At 70.9% G+C, this 15,549-nt stretch carries 15 protein-coding genes; 9 read left to right on the top strand and 6 right to left on the bottom strand.

What is annotated here, in order from left to right:
- Window positions 1-192: 192 nt before the first annotated feature.
- Window positions 193-1,242 carry a chitinase gene (locus tag NMN56_RS23315; protein WP_274045790.1) on the top strand — a complete coding sequence of 350 codons (1,050 nt, stop codon included), beginning with the start codon at window positions 193-195 and terminating at the stop codon, window positions 1,240-1,242.
- 25 nt (window positions 1,243-1,267) lie between these two features.
- Here NMN56_RS23315 and NMN56_RS23310 read toward each other — a convergent pair whose 3' ends face one another.
- Window positions 1,268-1,909 carry a DUF4232 domain-containing protein gene (locus tag NMN56_RS23310; protein ID WP_274045791.1) on the bottom strand — a complete coding sequence of 214 codons (642 nt, stop codon included), beginning with the start codon at window positions 1,907-1,909 and terminating at the stop codon, window positions 1,268-1,270.
- 201 nt (window positions 1,910-2,110) lie between these two features.
- Between NMN56_RS23310 and NMN56_RS23305 the strand changes: the two genes are divergently transcribed.
- Together NMN56_RS23305 and NMN56_RS23300 are read left to right on the top strand one after the other, a co-directional pair.
- The gene (locus tag NMN56_RS23305) at window positions 2,111-3,502 is read left to right on the top strand and encodes an ABC transporter substrate-binding protein (RefSeq protein ID WP_274045792.1); all 1,392 of its coding nucleotides are present in this window, start codon (window positions 2,111-2,113) and stop codon (window positions 3,500-3,502) included.
- A complete protein-coding gene (locus NMN56_RS23300) occupies window positions 3,499-4,407 on the top strand; it encodes a carbohydrate ABC transporter permease (protein WP_274045793.1) in 909 nt (302 codons plus the stop codon). Before NMN56_RS23305 ends, NMN56_RS23300 begins: the two co-directional genes overlap by 4 nt.
- 139 nt (window positions 4,408-4,546) lie before the next feature.
- Here NMN56_RS23300 and NMN56_RS23295 read toward each other — a convergent pair whose 3' ends face one another.
- Window positions 4,547-5,182 carry an LAETG motif-containing sortase-dependent surface protein gene (locus tag NMN56_RS23295; RefSeq protein WP_274045794.1) on the bottom strand — a complete coding sequence of 212 codons (636 nt, stop codon included), beginning with the start codon at window positions 5,180-5,182 and terminating at the stop codon, window positions 4,547-4,549.
- 143 nt (window positions 5,183-5,325) lie between these two features.
- Between NMN56_RS23295 and NMN56_RS23290 the strand changes: the two genes are divergently transcribed.
- A complete protein-coding gene (locus NMN56_RS23290) occupies window positions 5,326-6,174 on the top strand; it encodes a carbohydrate ABC transporter permease (RefSeq protein ID WP_430542683.1) in 849 nt (282 codons plus the stop codon).
- On the opposite strand, the gene NMN56_RS23285 is transcribed toward NMN56_RS23290, so the two are convergent.
- Complete coding sequence (locus tag NMN56_RS23285; RefSeq protein ID WP_430542689.1) at window positions 6,164-7,081, bottom strand: LysR family transcriptional regulator; 918 nt, start codon at window positions 7,079-7,081, stop codon at window positions 6,164-6,166. The genes NMN56_RS23290 and NMN56_RS23285 overlap by 11 nt on opposite strands.
- Window positions 7,082-7,233: 152 nt before the next feature.
- On the opposite strand from NMN56_RS23285, the gene NMN56_RS23280 reads away from it, so the two are divergent.
- Window positions 7,234-8,463 (top strand): MFS transporter, encoded by a 1,230-nt coding sequence (locus NMN56_RS23280; RefSeq protein ID WP_274045797.1) that lies wholly within the window; start codon window positions 7,234-7,236, stop codon window positions 8,461-8,463.
- On the opposite strand, the gene NMN56_RS23275 is transcribed toward NMN56_RS23280, so the two are convergent.
- Complete coding sequence (locus tag NMN56_RS23275) at window positions 8,438-9,181, bottom strand: haloacid dehalogenase type II (protein WP_274045798.1); 744 nt, start codon at window positions 9,179-9,181, stop codon at window positions 8,438-8,440. The genes NMN56_RS23280 and NMN56_RS23275 overlap by 26 nt on opposite strands.
- Before the next feature lie 178 nt (window positions 9,182-9,359).
- Here NMN56_RS23275 and NMN56_RS23270 point away from each other — a divergent pair, with 178 nt between their 5' ends.
- Window positions 9,360-9,974, top strand: coding sequence for a CGNR zinc finger domain-containing protein (locus tag NMN56_RS23270; RefSeq protein ID WP_280842870.1), 615 nt, complete (start codon window positions 9,360-9,362; stop codon window positions 9,972-9,974).
- A gap of 67 nt (window positions 9,975-10,041) precedes the next feature.
- Here the strand turns inward: NMN56_RS23270 and NMN56_RS23265 are convergent, their stop codons facing one another.
- Entirely contained in the window at window positions 10,042-10,659 is a 618-nt protein-coding gene (locus NMN56_RS23265; protein ID WP_274045800.1) for a TIGR03086 family metal-binding protein, read from the bottom strand.
- A gap of 140 nt (window positions 10,660-10,799) precedes the next feature.
- On the opposite strand from NMN56_RS23265, the gene NMN56_RS23260 reads away from it, so the two are divergent.
- Entirely contained in the window at window positions 10,800-10,958 is a 159-nt protein-coding gene (locus NMN56_RS23260; protein ID WP_274045801.1) for a hypothetical protein, read from the top strand.
- On the top strand, window positions 10,955-11,704 hold the full coding sequence (locus NMN56_RS23255; RefSeq protein ID WP_274045802.1) for a sulfite exporter TauE/SafE family protein: 750 nt from the start codon (window positions 10,955-10,957) through the stop codon (window positions 11,702-11,704). The genes NMN56_RS23260 and NMN56_RS23255 overlap by 4 nt, the downstream gene beginning before the upstream one ends.
- Window positions 11,705-11,955: 251 nt before the next feature.
- Here NMN56_RS23255 and NMN56_RS23250 read toward each other — a convergent pair whose 3' ends face one another.
- Entirely contained in the window at window positions 11,956-12,981 is a 1,026-nt protein-coding gene (locus NMN56_RS23250; RefSeq protein WP_274045803.1) for an ATP-dependent 6-phosphofructokinase, read from the bottom strand.
- 333 nt (window positions 12,982-13,314) lie between these two features.
- Here NMN56_RS23250 and pta point away from each other — a divergent pair, with 333 nt between their 5' ends.
- Window positions 13,315-15,480, top strand: coding sequence for a phosphate acetyltransferase (gene pta / locus NMN56_RS23245; RefSeq protein WP_274045804.1), 2,166 nt, complete (start codon window positions 13,315-13,317; stop codon window positions 15,478-15,480).
- Window positions 15,481-15,549 lie beyond the last annotated feature (69 nt).

The raw sequence follows: 15,549 nt of genomic DNA, 5'->3' as shown, positions 1-15,549 counted from the left end.
TGGGGCGCGGCGGTGCACGTACGGCCGGGGCCCGGCTGTGCACGTACGGGCGGCACGTACGGGTGGGGCGGGGCGTGGCCCGGCGGGCCGGCGGGCCCTCGGCAGGATTCCGGCCGCGCCCATTGTCTAGACCAAAGGTTCTCGCTAGCGTGCGGCACTCACCAACCGGCTTTCCGGAAGGGAGCGTTGCACGTGTCCCCCCACACCACCCCCCACCGCCGCAGGAGCAGGGCCCGCCGCAGACTCGCCATGGGTCTGGGCATGGGCGCCGCAGCCGCACTCACCGCCTCGGCGCTCGCGGTCACGGCGCAGGCCACACCCGAAGCGGCACCCGAGCGGGCGCAGGCCGCGCCGAGCGGGCTCAACGGCCCTTACCTGTACCTGGGTTGGGGTAACCCACCCGATCCGGTCACCTTCATGGAGCAGACCGGCACCAAGCAGCTGACCATGGCGTTCATCCTCTCCGACGGGGGCTGCAACCCCGCCTGGGACGGGCAGCGCCCGCTGACCGGTGGCCAGGACGAACAGGCCGTCAAGGCGATCCAGCAGGCGGGCGGCGACATCACACCGTCCGTCGGCGGCTGGAGCGGCAACAAGCTGGGCGAGGCGTGCTCCAGCGCGCAGGACCTGGCGGGTGCCTACCAGAAGGTCATCGACGCGTACGGGCTCAAGTCGATCGACATCGACATCGAGGCGAGCGAGGTCGAGAACGCCGAGGTGCGGCAGCGGGTCATCGACGCGTTGAAGATCGTCAAGGAGAAGAACGCGGGCATCAAGGTCTATCTGACCTTCGGCACGACCCCCCAGGGCCCGAACGAGAACGGCAAGGACCTGATCGCGAAGGGCGCCGAGGCGCAGCTCGACGTGGACGCCTGGACGGTCATGCCGTTCGACTTCGGCGACGGCACCACCGACATGGTCGCCGCCACCAAGTCCGCCGTCGACGGCCTCAAGGACCAGGTGAAGGCCGCGTACGGGATCTCCGACTCGGAGGCGTACAAGAAGTCGGGGCTCTCCTCGATGAACGGCAGGACCGATGTCGAGGGCGAGTCGGTCTCGCCTGACGGCTTCCAGGAGATCGTCGACCACGCGAAGTCCAAGGGACTCTCGCGGGTGAGCTTCTGGGCCGTCAACCGGGACCGCCCCTGCGCCGGCGGCGGCGGTGCGGGCGACTCGTGCAGCGGGATCGACCAGAAGGAGTGGGAGTTCTCCAGGATTCTGGCCGGGTACGGCGGCCAGTAGCAGGGGCTGACCGCGGGCGCGCGCCTTACGGGTTCGCGTGCACCGGGTGGACCAGGGCGGTGGCGTTCGACATGCCCTTGATCGCGCCCGCGGGCCAGTGCAGCTTCACGAAGCCCTTCCCGTGCGGCGGCGTCACCTGCAGGTCGACCGGGTCGGAGTCGCTGGGCTCGCCGCCCTTGGCCTTGTCGAACGAGATGTTGAAGACGGCCTTCTCGTTGGGCTTCAGGACGGCGATGCGGGGCTGGTTGTCGTCGCGCTTGAGCGGCGCGCTCGTGGTGTGGTCGGCGTCCGTCAGCCTGACGGTCGGGAAGCCGGTCACGGAGCAGGTACCCCCGGTCGTGTTCGTCATGGTGACCACGACGTTGCCGCTCTTCTCGTCGGGGCCTTCGTCAGCGGCGGTCATCGACAGACCCGACTTCGCGCAGAACTTGGCGCCCTCGGCGTCCTGGCCCGCGCCGTTCTTGGCGGCGCGGGCCTCGGTGTCGTCCGAGCCCGACGCCGAGTTCCCGGTCTTCGAGTCCTCCGAGGAGCCCGAGGACGACGCAGACGACGAGGAGCTGCTCTTGCCGGAGTTCTCCTTGCCCGAGTCGTCCCCGCCGCAGGCGGTGAGCGAGAGCGCGGCGGCGACGCCGAGAGCGGCGATGGCGGCGGTACGCGTGTACTTCATGGTGTTCCCTCACGGGTAGCGCGGTGCGTGTGATCAGCACTATTTGTATCGCACACGAAGTTACGGCCCGTTGCCCGTGAGGTTCGGGTTCTGTCACGGGCCCGTTGGCACTGGCGAGATGACCAAGTGCCACGGCCGTATTGACCTGGTAGCCCACCAGGCGCCACCGTACGGACACCACCTGGCCGAGGAGGTCGTGCCGTGCGCCCCACCGCTCCACGAACCACCGTTCCACGCACCAGAGTTCTCCTGCTGACAGCCGCGCTCACCGCGCTCACCGCGAGCACGCTGACCGCCTGCGGCGGCGGCTCCGGCAGCGGCGACAAGAACACGGTCCGCATCGCCTTCCACAAGGAGACCGACAACAAGGTCACCTTCCGTGACGACTACATCAAGTTCGTCGCCAAGCAGTTCGAGAAGGAGAACAAGGGCAAGAAGGTCGAACTCGTCCCCATCCAGGCGCCGCAGCAGGACTACTACACCAAGATCCAGCAGATGATGCGCTCCCCGAAGACCGCACCCGACCTGGTCTACGAGGACACGTTCCTCATCAACTCCGACATCAAGAGCGGCTATCTGCGCCCGCTGGACGACTACCTGGCCAAGTGGGACGACTGGAACCAGTTCGAGCCCGCGGCCAAGCGCGCGGCGAGCGCGGCCGACGGCAAGACCTACGGCGTCCCTGACGGCACGGACACCCGCGGCCTGTGGTTCAACAAGAAGCTCTTCGCGAAGGCGGGCCTGCCCACCGACTGGAAGCCGAAGACCTGGGACGACGTGCTGGACACGGCCCGCACCCTCAAGAAGAAGCTCCCCGGCGTCATCCCGCTCAACGTCTTCGCAGGCAAGGGCGCGGGCGAGGCCACCGCCATGCAGGGCTTCGAAATGCTCCTCTACGGCACGGGCAAGGACCCCCTCTACGACCCGGGGGCCAAGAAGTGGGTCAAGGGCAGCAAGGGGTTCAAGGACAGCCTCGGCTTCCTCGACACTCTCTACGGCGAGAAGCTGGGCCCCGACCCCGACCAGGTCGTCGACCCCAACGTCAGCACCGACGTGGTCACCCAGCTGCTGCCCGAGGGCAAGCTCGCCATCGCGCTCGACGGCTCCTGGCTCAGCCAGAACTGGATCAAGACGGGCGGCAGGCCCTGGCCGGAGTGGAAGGACACCATGGGCCTGACCCCCATGCCCACCCAGCACGGCGCCGCACCCGGCGAGGTCAGCATGTCGGGCGGCTGGACCTGGGCGATCCCGCAGAAGTCCCGGAACGCCGACCTGGCATGGAAGATGATCCGCACGATGCAGACCAAGGAGAACGCGGTCGAATGGTGCGTCCGCGGCTCCCAGGTCGCCGTACGGCAGGACGTGGCCAAGGAGCCGCGCTATCTGAAGTCCATGCCGGGCATCAAGTTCTTCACCGAGCGCGTGCAGAACACCCACTACCGCCCGGCGCTGCCCGTCTATCCGCAGGTGTCCACGGCGCTGACCGAGGCCACCGAGGCCGTCGCCACGGGTGACGCCTCACCGCGGGAGGCAGCCAAGACGTACGACGAGGCGCTCGCCGGTATCGCCGACGGCGCGGTCGTCTCCAAGTGACCGCCGCGACCAACCTGGTGACGGGGCATCAGACACGGCCCGGCACGCGGGCCCGGCGGCTGTGGCGCTGGCTGCCGCTGACGCCGGCGACCGTCGTCCTGCTGCTCTTCCTCATCGGGCCCATCGCCTACTGCGTCGCCATCGCCTTCACGGACATGCGCCTGACAGGGCAGGAGTCGTCCTCTTTCGTCGGGCTCGACAACTTCACCCGGGCCTTCGGTGACGCGAACTTCCGTAACGCCGTCGTGCTCACGCTGGTGTTCACGGTCGTCTCCTCGATCCTGGGACAGAACACGCTGGGCCTCGCGCTGGCCTCGCTGATGCGGCGCTCCTCGAAGGCGGTGCGCTCGCTGACCGGGGCCATCGTGATCAGTGCGTGGGTGCTGCCCGAGATCGTCGCCGGGTTTCTGCTCTACACGTTCTTCCACCGGGAAGGCCAGCTCAACGCCCTCCTCGGCTGGCTCCATCTGCCCGCCCAGAACTGGCTGTACACGCTGCCGATCCTGGCCGTCTCGTTCGCGAACGTATGGCGCGGCACGGCCTTCTCGATGCTCGTCTACTCCGCGGCGCTGTCCGAGATCCCCAAGGAGGTCAACGAGTCGGCCGAGGTGGACGGCGCCGGGGGCTGGAAGCGGCTGTGGCACATCACGCTGCCCATGATCCGCCGCTCGATCGGCACCAACCTGATGCTCAACACGCTCCAGACCCTCTCCGTCTTCGGGCTGATCTGGGCCATGACGAAGGGCGGCCCCGCACACCGGAGCGAAACACTGCCCGTGTTCATGTACGACCAGGCGTTCACCAAGTCCCTCATCGGCTACGGGACGGCGGTCGCACTGCTGCTGCTCCTGGTCGGAGCGCTGTTCTCGGTCGTCTATCTGCGGCTGATGCGTGAAGAGGTGTAGTCGCGCTGCGCCCGGCGGCCGGGTGGGGCGGGCCGCCGGGCGGTGGTGCCAGATGCCGCGTCACGGAGCTGAACGGGGGTCAGCCCCGCCTTCGACTGCTTCGTCAGCTATCTCGGCAGGTGCTTCGCCGGCTGCGTCGTCAGCCCTGCGAGGAACGGCGCTTGCGCGCGAACGCCACGAGGCCACCGCCGGCGATGACCACCGCTGCGGCGATCCCGACGAGCATCGGGGTGTTGCTGGAGGAACCGGTCTCGGCCAGGTTCTCGCCACCGCCCTGCGGCTTGGCTGCCGGAGCGCTGCTGCTGCTCTCGGACGCGCTCGGCTGCGGGGCCTCGCTCTGCGAGGGCGTGGTGGTGGGCGAGGCGCTGGGAGCCGGAGTGGTGGTCTCCGACTCGGTCGGCGACGGCGAGGGCGACTCGGTCTCGCAGACCGGGGCCGTCTTCGACTCGTTCCACGAGAACTTGCTGTCGTCCCCGGCGACGACGTCGGCGGTGACCTTCAGCTCCTCGGTGTGCTTGGGCAGGTCGAGCTTCTTGTTGTACTCGCCCTTGAAGGTCTCCGACAGCACCGTCCTGTCACCAACGGTGATCTTGACGGTGTTGTCCTTGTCCTGCGAGTAGTTCGTGAGGTTCAGGTCGACGGTGTAGCAGTCGACCGACCAGCCATGGCTGTGAGCCTGGGCGGGCGTCGCGGCTATCGCAGTGCCGAGAAACGCCGCGGCAGCCGTCGCCGTGATGGCGACCGAGCGCTGCCACCTGAGGCGCAGTGCTGTCATGTTCTTCCTTCCGGTAGGACCACGCCGCGCAGAAAGCACATACGGCGGGGAACAGCACGGTACTCCCGTCCGCAACCGGCGACACACCGACCCCGGAATATCCAACTCTTCCCCCCGAAGGGACAGTTCGTGGACGCACCGGAATGCCTCGTGAAAGGGGTAAGGCGATGAGGCGGAGCACGCGTCGGCGGCTGGCTGCCGACGCCGGGCTGCTGGTGGTCGCGGCGGCGTTCGTGGTGCCGTTGGCGTGGCTGGTTCTCGCCTCGCTCGATGCCAACGCGACGCTCCGTGTCCGGCCTCCCGACGAGCCGACGCTCGACAACTTCTCGGCCGTGCTGACCGACGAGATCACCTTCACGCCGATGCGCAACAGCCTGCTGCTGTGCGGCGGGGCGACCCTGCTGACCGTGGTGTGCGCCGCGCTCGCCGCGTATCCGCTCTCGCGGTTCCGCTCGCGCTTCAGCCGCCCGTACCTGCTGGGCGTCCTCTTCACCACCTGCCTGCCGGTCACGGCGGTGATGGTCCCGGTGTACGGGCTGTTCGTGCAGACCAACCTCATCGACACGATGTACGGCACAGGGCTGTTTCTGGCCGCCTCCCAACTCCCGTTCGCCGTTTGGCTGATGAAGAACTTCATGGACGGCGTGCCCGAGGTGCTGGAGGAGGCGGCGTGGACCGACGGCGCCTCCTGGGCGCAGTCGCTGCTGCGGGTCATCCTGCCGCTGATGGGGCCCGGCGTGTCCGTCGTGGCGATCTACAGCTTCGTGATGATGTGGGGCAACTTCTTCGTGCCGTTCATGCTGCTGCTGAGCCCGGAGCAACTGCCGGCGTCCGTCAGCATCTTCACGTTCTTCGGCAACTACGGCGCCGTGGTCTACGGGCAACTCGCCGCGTTCTCCATCCTCTACTCGACCCCGGTGATCCTGCTGTACGTCCTCATCTCGCGCCGGCTCGGCGGGGGTTTCGCGCTGGGCGGTGCGGTCAAGGGCTGACGGGCTCCGGTGCGCTCACACCGATCGCGTCGCCGACGGCACGCGCGAAAGCGCGCAGCGTCGCCGTGTCCGTGTCGCGGTGGCGCACCAGCACGAGTTCGGACGGCGCGAGGCCCTCCACCGGTACGAAGACGACATCGGCGCGCGCGTTGGTCTCGGCCGTCGGCCGGCACAGCAGCATGCCGCCGCTCCGGGCCGCCACCGTCGCCAGCCCCTCCTGGAGCGTGCTGACGGCGGGCCCGCGCGGAATGGGCCGCCCACCGGGCGTGCGGGGCGGCGCCTGGCTGTCGCGCCAGTACGCCGGCGCGGGTGCAGCGGGGGCCACGAGGGCGACCTCGGCCAGCTCTTCGGCGTCCAGCGAGGCGCGTCCTGCGAAGGGGTGCCCGTCGGCGAGCGCGAGGGTCCACGGCTGCCTCTCGAAGCACGGCCCGAGCGTGAGATCGGGCTCGGAGACGGGCAGCAGCACGATCGCCGCGTCCACCTCACCGCGCCGAACGGGCCCGAACGGGTCCGCCATGGTGACCTCGACCGCCGTCGTCTCCACCTCGGGGTGCCGCGCGTGGAAGAGGCCGAGCGCGGAGGTCGTCCCGTGGTTGGCGCTGCCGAGGAAGCCGATCCGCAGGGCACCCGTCACGCACCGTGCCGCGGCGCGCGCGTCGTCCACGGCGTCGGCCAACTGGCCGTAGGCGGGCCGCAGCCTGGTCAGCAGCCGCTCACCGAGCGGCGTGAGCGCGACCCTGCGGCTCGTACGGTCCACCAGGCGCGCGCCGATCCGGCTCTCCAGCGCGCGCAGCAGCTGGCTGACCCTGCTCTGCGAGACATAGAGCCGCTCGCCCGTCCGCCCGAAGTGCAGTTCCTCTGCCAGCACGAGAAAGCACTCCAGCTCCCTGATCTCCAGGGAGCGGATCTCCGGGCCGCTTCCGTTGTCCACCCCGTCCCCCTTCCCCTGCCCCCGGTCCAGGGGGCATCGACGAGGCCCCCTCATCGATGAGCCCCGCTCATGGAAGGATGAGAGGTCGGCCGTTGTTCCCGCAGGCCGGGGGGCCAAGGCTGGGGACCATGACAGAGACCACGGCCCCTCCCCTCACGGCCCCTCCCGAACGCGCGACCGTACGCTCCTGGTTGGCGGTCGCCGCGCTCACGGCGGCGACGTTCGCCATCACGGCGACGGAGATGCTGCCCGTCGGACTGCTCACCCCGCTCGGCGACAGCCTCCGGATATCCGAAGGGTCGGCGGGCCTCACCGTCACCCTCACGGGGATCGTCGCCGCGCTGGCGGCGCCCGTCGTCCCGCTGGCGGTGGGGCGGCTCGACCGGCGGCTGTCCATCGCGGGGCTGATGCTGGTGCTGGCCGCGGCCAACGCCGTATCGGCCGTCGCCACCTCGCTCACCGTGCTGCTGACCGCCCGCGTCCTGGTGGGCGTCGCGCTCGGCGGGGTGTGGGCCCTCGCGGCCAGCCTCGCCGTACGCCTGGTGCCCGCGCGCTCGGTCAGTACCGCCCTGTCCGCCGTCTTCGGCGGTATCGGCATCGCCTCCGTACTCGCCGTCCCCGCCGGCACCATGCTGGGCGAACTCGCGGGCTGGCGCTCCGCCTTCGGCGCCGCCTGCGGCCTGGCGCTGCTCGTCGCCGCCGCGCTCGCACTGCTGCTGCCGCCGCTTCCGCCCGAGAAGCCGGTACGCCCCCGCGAGTTGCTGCGCCTCTTCGGCAACCCGAAGGTGCGTGCCGGGCTGATCTTCCTCGTACTGGTGGTGACCGGCCACTTCGCCGCCTACACCTACGTGCGCCCCGTACTGGAGAACATCTCCGGCATAGCGCCCGGCCTGATCGGTGTGCTGCTGCTGGCCTACGGGGTCGCGGGCGTCGCGGGCAACTTCGCAGCGGGCGCTTTCGCACCCCGCCGCCCGCTGGCCACCCTGCTGACGCTGAGCGCCGGTATCGCAGCGGCGACGGTGCTCCTGGTGGCGGCCGGGAGCGCGACGCCCTTCGCCGTGGCCGTACTTCTGCTGTGGGGCGTCGCGTACGGCGGGCTCTCCGTCAGCGCCCAGGCGTGGATGCTCGCCTCGGCCCCCGAGGCACGCGAGCCCGTGGGCGCCCTGTTCGCCTCGGTGTTCAACGCCGCGATCGCGCTCGGCGCCTTCACCGGGGGCCGCGTCGTGGACACCACGCCCTTGTCCACGGTCCTCCTCCTCGCCGCCGCACTGGCCGCCTGCGCCCTGACCGTCCTCGCCCTCACCGGGCGCGGGCCCGGAGGCGAGGCGCCGGTCACTGCACAGCCGTCAGCGCGGTGACCAGCTCGTCCAGTCCTTCCGCGTGCAGGCCGAAGGTGTCGCCGCTCTTCGGAGGGTCGCCGCCCGGTCGCCGGACGTAGGCGGTCCGCATGCCGACGGCCTGCGCTCCGCGCAGGTCCCAGGCGTGGGCGGCGACCATCAGCACGCGCTCCGGCGCACATCCCGCCGCGTCGATCGCGAGCCGGTAGACCTCCGGTGCGGGCTTGTATGCCCGCGCGTCCTCGGCGGACAGCGCCTGGTGCCAGCGCAGTCCCGCGTGGGCGTTGAGCCGGAGCAGCGTCGCGCGGCCGGCGTGGGAGAGCCCCAGTACGGGGAAGTGCCGCGCGAGGCGCGCGAGTCCCGCGAGGGTGTCGTGCCAGGGCGCGAGGCGCTGGGAGGCGGTGGCCAGCCGCTCGATGGCCGGCCCGTCGGTGAGCCCGGCACGCCCGGCCACGCGGTGAGCCGCCTCGCGGTCGATGACCTCGGTGCTGGCGTACGCCCTGCTCCCCTTCGCGATGCGCTGCTGCTCATGCTCAACGTGCTCCTGCCACACGGTGAGCAGGTGGTCGACGGTTGCGTCGGCGGGCCCGTCGTCGGGCCCGTCGTCGGACCTCTCGTCGGACCTCTCGGCGGACGCGGAGACCGCTTCGCTGATGGCCGCCCGGAGCCCGCCCGGCTCGTCGACCATCGTTCCGAGGACGTCGAAGACGACGGCCTCGATGTCGTGTACCTCGGGCATCCGGTCTGTCTCCTCCTGGGGCTGTCGGGTGTCCGGTCCTGGGGGCCTGGCAAGTGGTGGCCCGGGCCGCCGCACGGTCCGGGACGCCGCACGGTCCGGGACGCCGGCTTCCACCGCGTCACCGGTTCAACTGGTGACGATTCTTGCCCTCTCCCGCGTCACTGGTCAAGATGGTGACGTGAGCTTCGTCTTCGTCAGTGGCAACCCGGCCCTGGACCTCGTCGGCACCGTCGGTTCCCGCCGGGACAAGCCCGTCGACCTCCTGGCCGCACCGGCCGACCTTGAGCAGTGGGTACGCGAGTGCGACGAGCTGCCGGACCGGGTGACCGCCGACGCCGCGACCTTCGCCTCGGCGCTGCGCCTCCGTGAGGCGCTCCACCAACTGGCGCTCGACCGCCTGGAGTGCCGTCCCTTCACACCGGCAGCCCTGGACACCGTCAACAGCGCCGCTGCCCGGCCGGTGCCCACGGTCGAACTCGGCGACGCCGGCGTACGGCTGTCAGGGGACCTCCGCTCGGCGCTGGCCCACGTCGCACGCAGCGGGATCGCCGTACTCGCCGACCCTGACGCGTGCCTGAAGGAGTGCGGCCGTTCTGGCTGCACACGCCTCTATCTCGACCGCTCCCGGGGCGCGCGCCGCACGTGGTGCGGTATGGAAGGCTGCGGCAGCCGCGTCAAAGCCGCCGCCTACCGTGCACGCAAGCAGGCCGCCAAGCAGGGCCTGGATCCCGCCGCCACCCGGGAGCCGGCGACCCGGGCACCCGCAGACCGGGAGCCGGGGCACCCGAAGTAGGCGCACCTCACCTTCGCGGATACCGCCGGACTTCGGGCGCCTCCGGCGGCGTAGCGCTGTCACGGCGTCAGTTGCCAGGTGCGGGTGTCCTGCCCATGCGGTGCAGCAGCCCTGCCTGCTGCGACGCGTCGCGGACGGGCCTGCCCTCGGGAGCGGCGAAGAACCGGTGCGTCGTCCCGTCCGAGACGGGCGACTCCGCCAGCCCTGCGTAGATCTCGGCCAGGTTCTCGTCGATCCAGGCCACGAGATCGCCGTCGAGGGTGTCGTCCACCCCGAGGGCACATGCGAGATCCCACGTGTGGACCGTGCTGTCCGTGATCCTCACGGCAAGTGCCTGCCGGCCGCACACCTGGCCCAGCGGATAGTCCAGGGTCCGCTCCAGTGCGCCGGGTTCGCCGAACGCCCCGGCGCACTCCTGGACGGACCGGGTGTACGCGCCGACCGGGTCGGTTCCCAGCGCGTCGGCGTCCCGGAGCCGCAGGAAGTCGGCGGCGCTGCCGCCGCGCAGCAGAAGCGTGTAGTTGAGGTTCCCCCGGACCATGTGGTTGACCAACTGCCGTACGTTCCACTCCGTGCAGGGCGTCGGCCAGCACCACTGTTCGGGCCGCACCGCTCGCAGCTTCTTCTCGAACCCGGTGCCGGCGACGAGGTAACGGTCGACCAGACCTTCGAAAGCATCGTTCACATCGGCCAGCCTGCGCGGCGCGAGCGGCTGTTACCGGCGGGAATCGGACATCGAGCTACGGCTGTGGCGCACGAGCGCCGCACGCCGCCGGCCGCCATGGTGAAAACGTCGCAGCAGCGGGTCAGCCCTAACATGTGGCCATGCGAGGGCACCGGCTGAACGACCGTTACGCACTGCGGCAGTTGACCGGCTCGGGAGGAATGGGGGAGGTCCGGCGGGCGTACGGCTCCCCGTCGCAGCGCGAGGTCGCCGCCCTCCTGTCCTGCCTGGTGACCGGGTCCGGCGGCGCGGGACCGTGACGCCCGCAGTCGCCGCGCTGCTGTTCGGTGCCGGGGCCGCCGCCGGGCTGACGGGAACCGTCGCGGGGCTGGCCTCGCTGTTCTCGTACCCGGCGCTGCTGGCGGTGGGGCTGCCGCCCACGGCGGCGAACGTGACCAACACGGTCGCGCTGGCGGCGGGCAGCGCCGGCGCCATACCGAGTTCGCGGCACGAACTGACCGGGCAGCGTGTGACGTTCAGGCGGCTGGGCGCCGCGTGCGCGCTCGGCAGCGCGGCGGGCGCCGCGCTGCTGCTGGCGACGCCGCCCGGGGTGTTCGAGCGCGTGGTGCCGTTCCTCGTGGGCGGCGCCTCGGTGGTGATCCTGCTGCGGCAGCCCGCGCGGGAGAGCGCCGGCGGCGCACACCCGGGCCGCGGCTGGCTGGCGCCCTGCGGGGTGTTCGTGGTCTCCGTGTACGGCGGGTACTTCGCCGCCGCCTCGGGCGTACTGCTGCTGGCCCTGTTGATCGCTACCGTGCCCGACGGCCTGCACCGCAGCAACGCGCTCAAGAACGTACTGGTCATCGTGGCCGACCTGGTGGCGGCCCTGGGCTTCGCCGCTTTCGGGCCCGTCGCATGGCTGGAGGCGCTGCCGCTGGCGGCGGGACTGCTGCTGGGCTCCTGGCTCGGACCCCACGTCGCGCGCCGGGTCCCGGCCACGCCGCTGCGCGTGGGTATCGCGCTGGCGGGCGTCGGCCTGGCGGTGAAGCTCGGACTGGACGCGTTCTAGCGCCCCGGGGGCTGCACGGGGGGCGCCGCGCGGGGGTGCCGTAGCAACCGACCGTACCCAACTCGCCCACACACAGGGCGAATTGAGCACAGTCGCGCATCCGGACGAGGACCGGAGAACCGCTTCGGTCACACACCCGCGAGGCTCAGAGCGCCTCTTCGGTCACGCACCCCGCGAGAGCCAGAGGACCCCTTCGGCCACGCACCCCCGCGAGGCTCAGAAGACCCCTCCGGTCACGCACCCCGCGAGGCTCAGAAGACCGCTTCGGTCTCGTCCATGCGGTGCTGCGGCACCCGCTTCAGCTCGACCACGGCGTCGGCGAGCGGGGCCATCACGATGTCCGTGCCGCGCAGCGCGGTCATCTGTCCGAAGTCGCCCCGGTGCGCCGCCTCGACGGCGTGCCAGCCGAAGCGGGTCGCGAGGACACGGTCGTACGCGGTGGGCGTGCCGCCGCGCTGGATGTGCCCGAGGATGACGGGCCGCGCCTCCTTGCCGATCCGGTGCTCCAGTTCGATGGCGAGACGGTTGCCGATACCGGCGAAGCGCTCGTGGCCGTACTGGTCGATGGTGCCCTTCTCGTAGGGCATGGAGCCCTCGGCGGGGTGCGCGCCCTCGGCGACGCAGATGATCGCGAACTTCTTCTCGCGCGCGAACCGTTCCTCCACCATCTTGGCCAGGTCGTCGACCTCGAAGTTGCGCTCGGGGACGCAGATGCCGTGCGCGCCCGCCGCCATTCCGGCCTCCAGCGCGATCCAACCGGCGTGCCGCCCCATGACCTCGACGACCATGACGCGCTGATGGGACTCGGCCGTGGTCTTGAGGCGGTCCATGGCCTCGGTTGCCACGCCGACCGCGGTGTCGAACCCGAAGGTGCGGTCGGTGGCGGAGATGTCGTTGTCGATGGTCTTGGGTACGCCGACCACCGGCAGGCCCGACTCGGCGAGCATCCGGGCGGCGGTGAGCGTGCCCTCGCCCCCGATCGGGATCAGAACGTCGAGGCCGAGACGGTCGATCAGTTCCTCGGAGTTGCTGCACGCCTCGCGCAGCCGGTCCCGCTCCAGCCGGGCCGAGCCGAGAATGGTGCCGCCCCTGGCGAGGATGCCGCTGACGGAGTTGATGTCGAGCGGGCGGTACCTGCCGTCGAGCAGGCCCTTGAAACCGTCTTCGAAGCCGATGACCTCGTCGCCTCGGTCGGCCACGGCACGGTGGACGATGGACCGGATCACGGCATTGAGACCGGGACAGTCTCCGCCGGCGGTGAGGACTCCGATGCGCATGGGTTTCGCTTCTCCTGCTCGCTGAGGGCCCGCGTGGGTACGGGCCGCCTGGGGCACGGTCGGACCTCACTGTCCAGGGGTGCCGCTGATCCATGTGTGAGCCGGTGCGATTGTTTCACGTCTTGAAGTCAGGGGCATGGGCGCGGGCCACGATGCGGACGCTTGCGCTCCACCTTGCCGGGCCGCCTCCGGGGCTCGTACCCGTATCCACCTGGCGCGCGACCTAGCCAGAAGCGCAGGTATTGTCAAGGGTATAGCCGTATCTTTACGGACGCTTTCCAGACGTTCTAGACGTAAGCACTCAAGGCGATCTCGACACGGAGGAGACAGCGCGTGACGCGCAGCGTGTACGTGACGGGCACGGGCCGCAGCGACGGCCGCCAGGTCGTGGAGCTGGGGGTCATGGAGCTGCTGACCCGCCAGGTCGACCGCGTCGGAGTGTTCCGGCCGCTCGTGCACGACAACGGCCCCGACAGGCTCTACGACCTGCTGCGCAGCCGGTACCGCCTCACGCAGCCCCCTGCCTCGGCGGCGGGCATGAGCTACGAGGAGGCCGCCACGCTCCAGGCCGAGAGCGGCACGGACGAGCTGATATCCCGCCTCGTCGACCGCTTCCACGAGGTGGCCAGGGACTATGAGGCGGTCCTCGTCCTGGGCACCGACTTCGCCAACACGGGCCTGCCCGCCGAGCTGGCCCTCAACGCGCGCCTGGCCAACGAGTTCGGGGCCTCCGTCATCCCCGTCGTCGCCGTACGCGACCAGAGCCCGGAGGCCGTGGTCGCCGAGGTGCGCAACGCGCACCACGCCTACGCCTCGCTGGGCGCCGACCTCATCGCGATGATCGCCAACAGGGTCCGTGACCCGGAGGCGGCCGAGGCCGTGCGCGGGCTCGGCGAGCGGCTGCCCGAGCCGGTCTTCGTGCTCCCCGAGGAGCCCGCACTGGCCGCGCCCACGGTCGCGCAGGTCAGGGATGCCATGGACGCCGATGTGCTGCTCGGCGACGAGGCCGGTCTCGCGCGCGACGTACGGAACCTCGTCTTCGGCGGTGCGCATCTGCCCGCCTTCCTGCCCGCGCTGACCGAAGGCTGCCTGGTCATCACCCCGGGCGACCGCGCCGACCTGCTCATCGGCGCCCTCGCAGCACACTCGGCCGGCTCCCCCGCGCTCGCCGGTGTGCTCCTCACGCTCGACGAGCGCCCTGGCGAACAGCCCCTCGCGCTGGCCGCGCGGCTCGCGCCGGGCACGCCCGTGCTCGCCGTGCCCGGAGGCTCGATCCCGACGGCGGGTGAACTGCTGTCGCTGGAGGGCAAGCTGACGGCCGCCACCCCGCGCAAGGCGGAGATCGCGCTCGGCCTGTTCGAAACCCATGTGGACACGGCCCAGTTGACGCAGCGCCTCTCCGTCGTGCGCAGTGAACGGGTGACGCCGATGATGTTCGAGCACGAGCTGGTCGAGCGCTCCCGCCTGGCACGCCGCCACATCGTGCTGCCCGAGGGCGCCGAGGAACGGGTGCTGCGCGCCGCCGAGGTGCTGCTGCGGCGCAACATCTGCGACCTGACGCTGCTGGGCGATCCCACCGCCGTACGCAAGCGCGCCGCGGACCTGGGCATCGGCCTGGAACTCCTGGACGACTCCGCCGGTTCCACCGGCACCGGCGTCGGAGCGGCGCCTCCGGTCGGCACCAGGGCCACGGCACGCATCGTGGACCCTCACGAGTCGCCGCTGCGCGAGCGCTTCGCCGAGGTGTACGCACAGCTGCGCGCGCACAAGGGCGTCACCTACGAGCTGGCCCACGACGTGGTCGCGGACGTCTCGTACTTCGGGACGCTGATGGTGCAGGAGGGCCTGGCCGACGGCATGGTCTCGGGCGCAGCCCACTCGACAGCTGCCACGGTCCGCCCGGCCTTCGAGATCATCAAGACCCGTCCCGAGGCGTCCATCGTCTCCTCGGTCTTCTTCATGTGCCTGGCCGACCGCGTCCTGGTCTACGGAGACTGCGCCGTGGTACCCGACCCCGACGCCGAGCAGCTCGCTGACATCGCGATCCAGTCGGCCACCACCGCGGCGCGGTTCGGGGTCGAGCCGAGGATCGCCATGCTGTCGTACTCGACGGGTACCTCGGGCTCCGGCGCCGACGTGGACAAGGTGCGGCGGGCCACCGAGCTGGTGCGCGAGCGCCGCCCCGACCTGCTGACGGAGGGACCCATCCAGTACGACGCCGCTGTCGAACCCTCGGTGGCGGCGACCAAGCTCCCGGAATCGGAGGTCGCCGGGCAGGCCACCGTGCTGATCTTCCCCGACCTGAACACCGGCAACAACACCTACAAGGCGGTGCAGCGTTCGGCGGGCGCCGTTGCCGTGGGGCCCGTGCTCCAGGGCCTGCGCAAGCCCGTCAACGACCTGTCGCGCGGCGCCCTCGTACAGGACATCGTGAACACGGTCGCGATCACCGCCGTACAGGCACAGGGCGACCCCGTTCCCGCGGGGTCCACCACCTGACCGGCGGGCCACCCGTCCCCCCGGGGCCCGGCCCCCCCCCCCCCCCCCCGCCCCCCCCCCCCCCCCCCC

This window comes from Streptomyces iconiensis (assembly GCF_028657195.3).
Classification (GTDB): domain Bacteria; phylum Actinomycetota; class Actinomycetes; order Streptomycetales; family Streptomycetaceae; genus Streptomyces; species Streptomyces iconiensis.
This window is presented reverse-complemented; position numbering and strand designations above follow the sequence as displayed.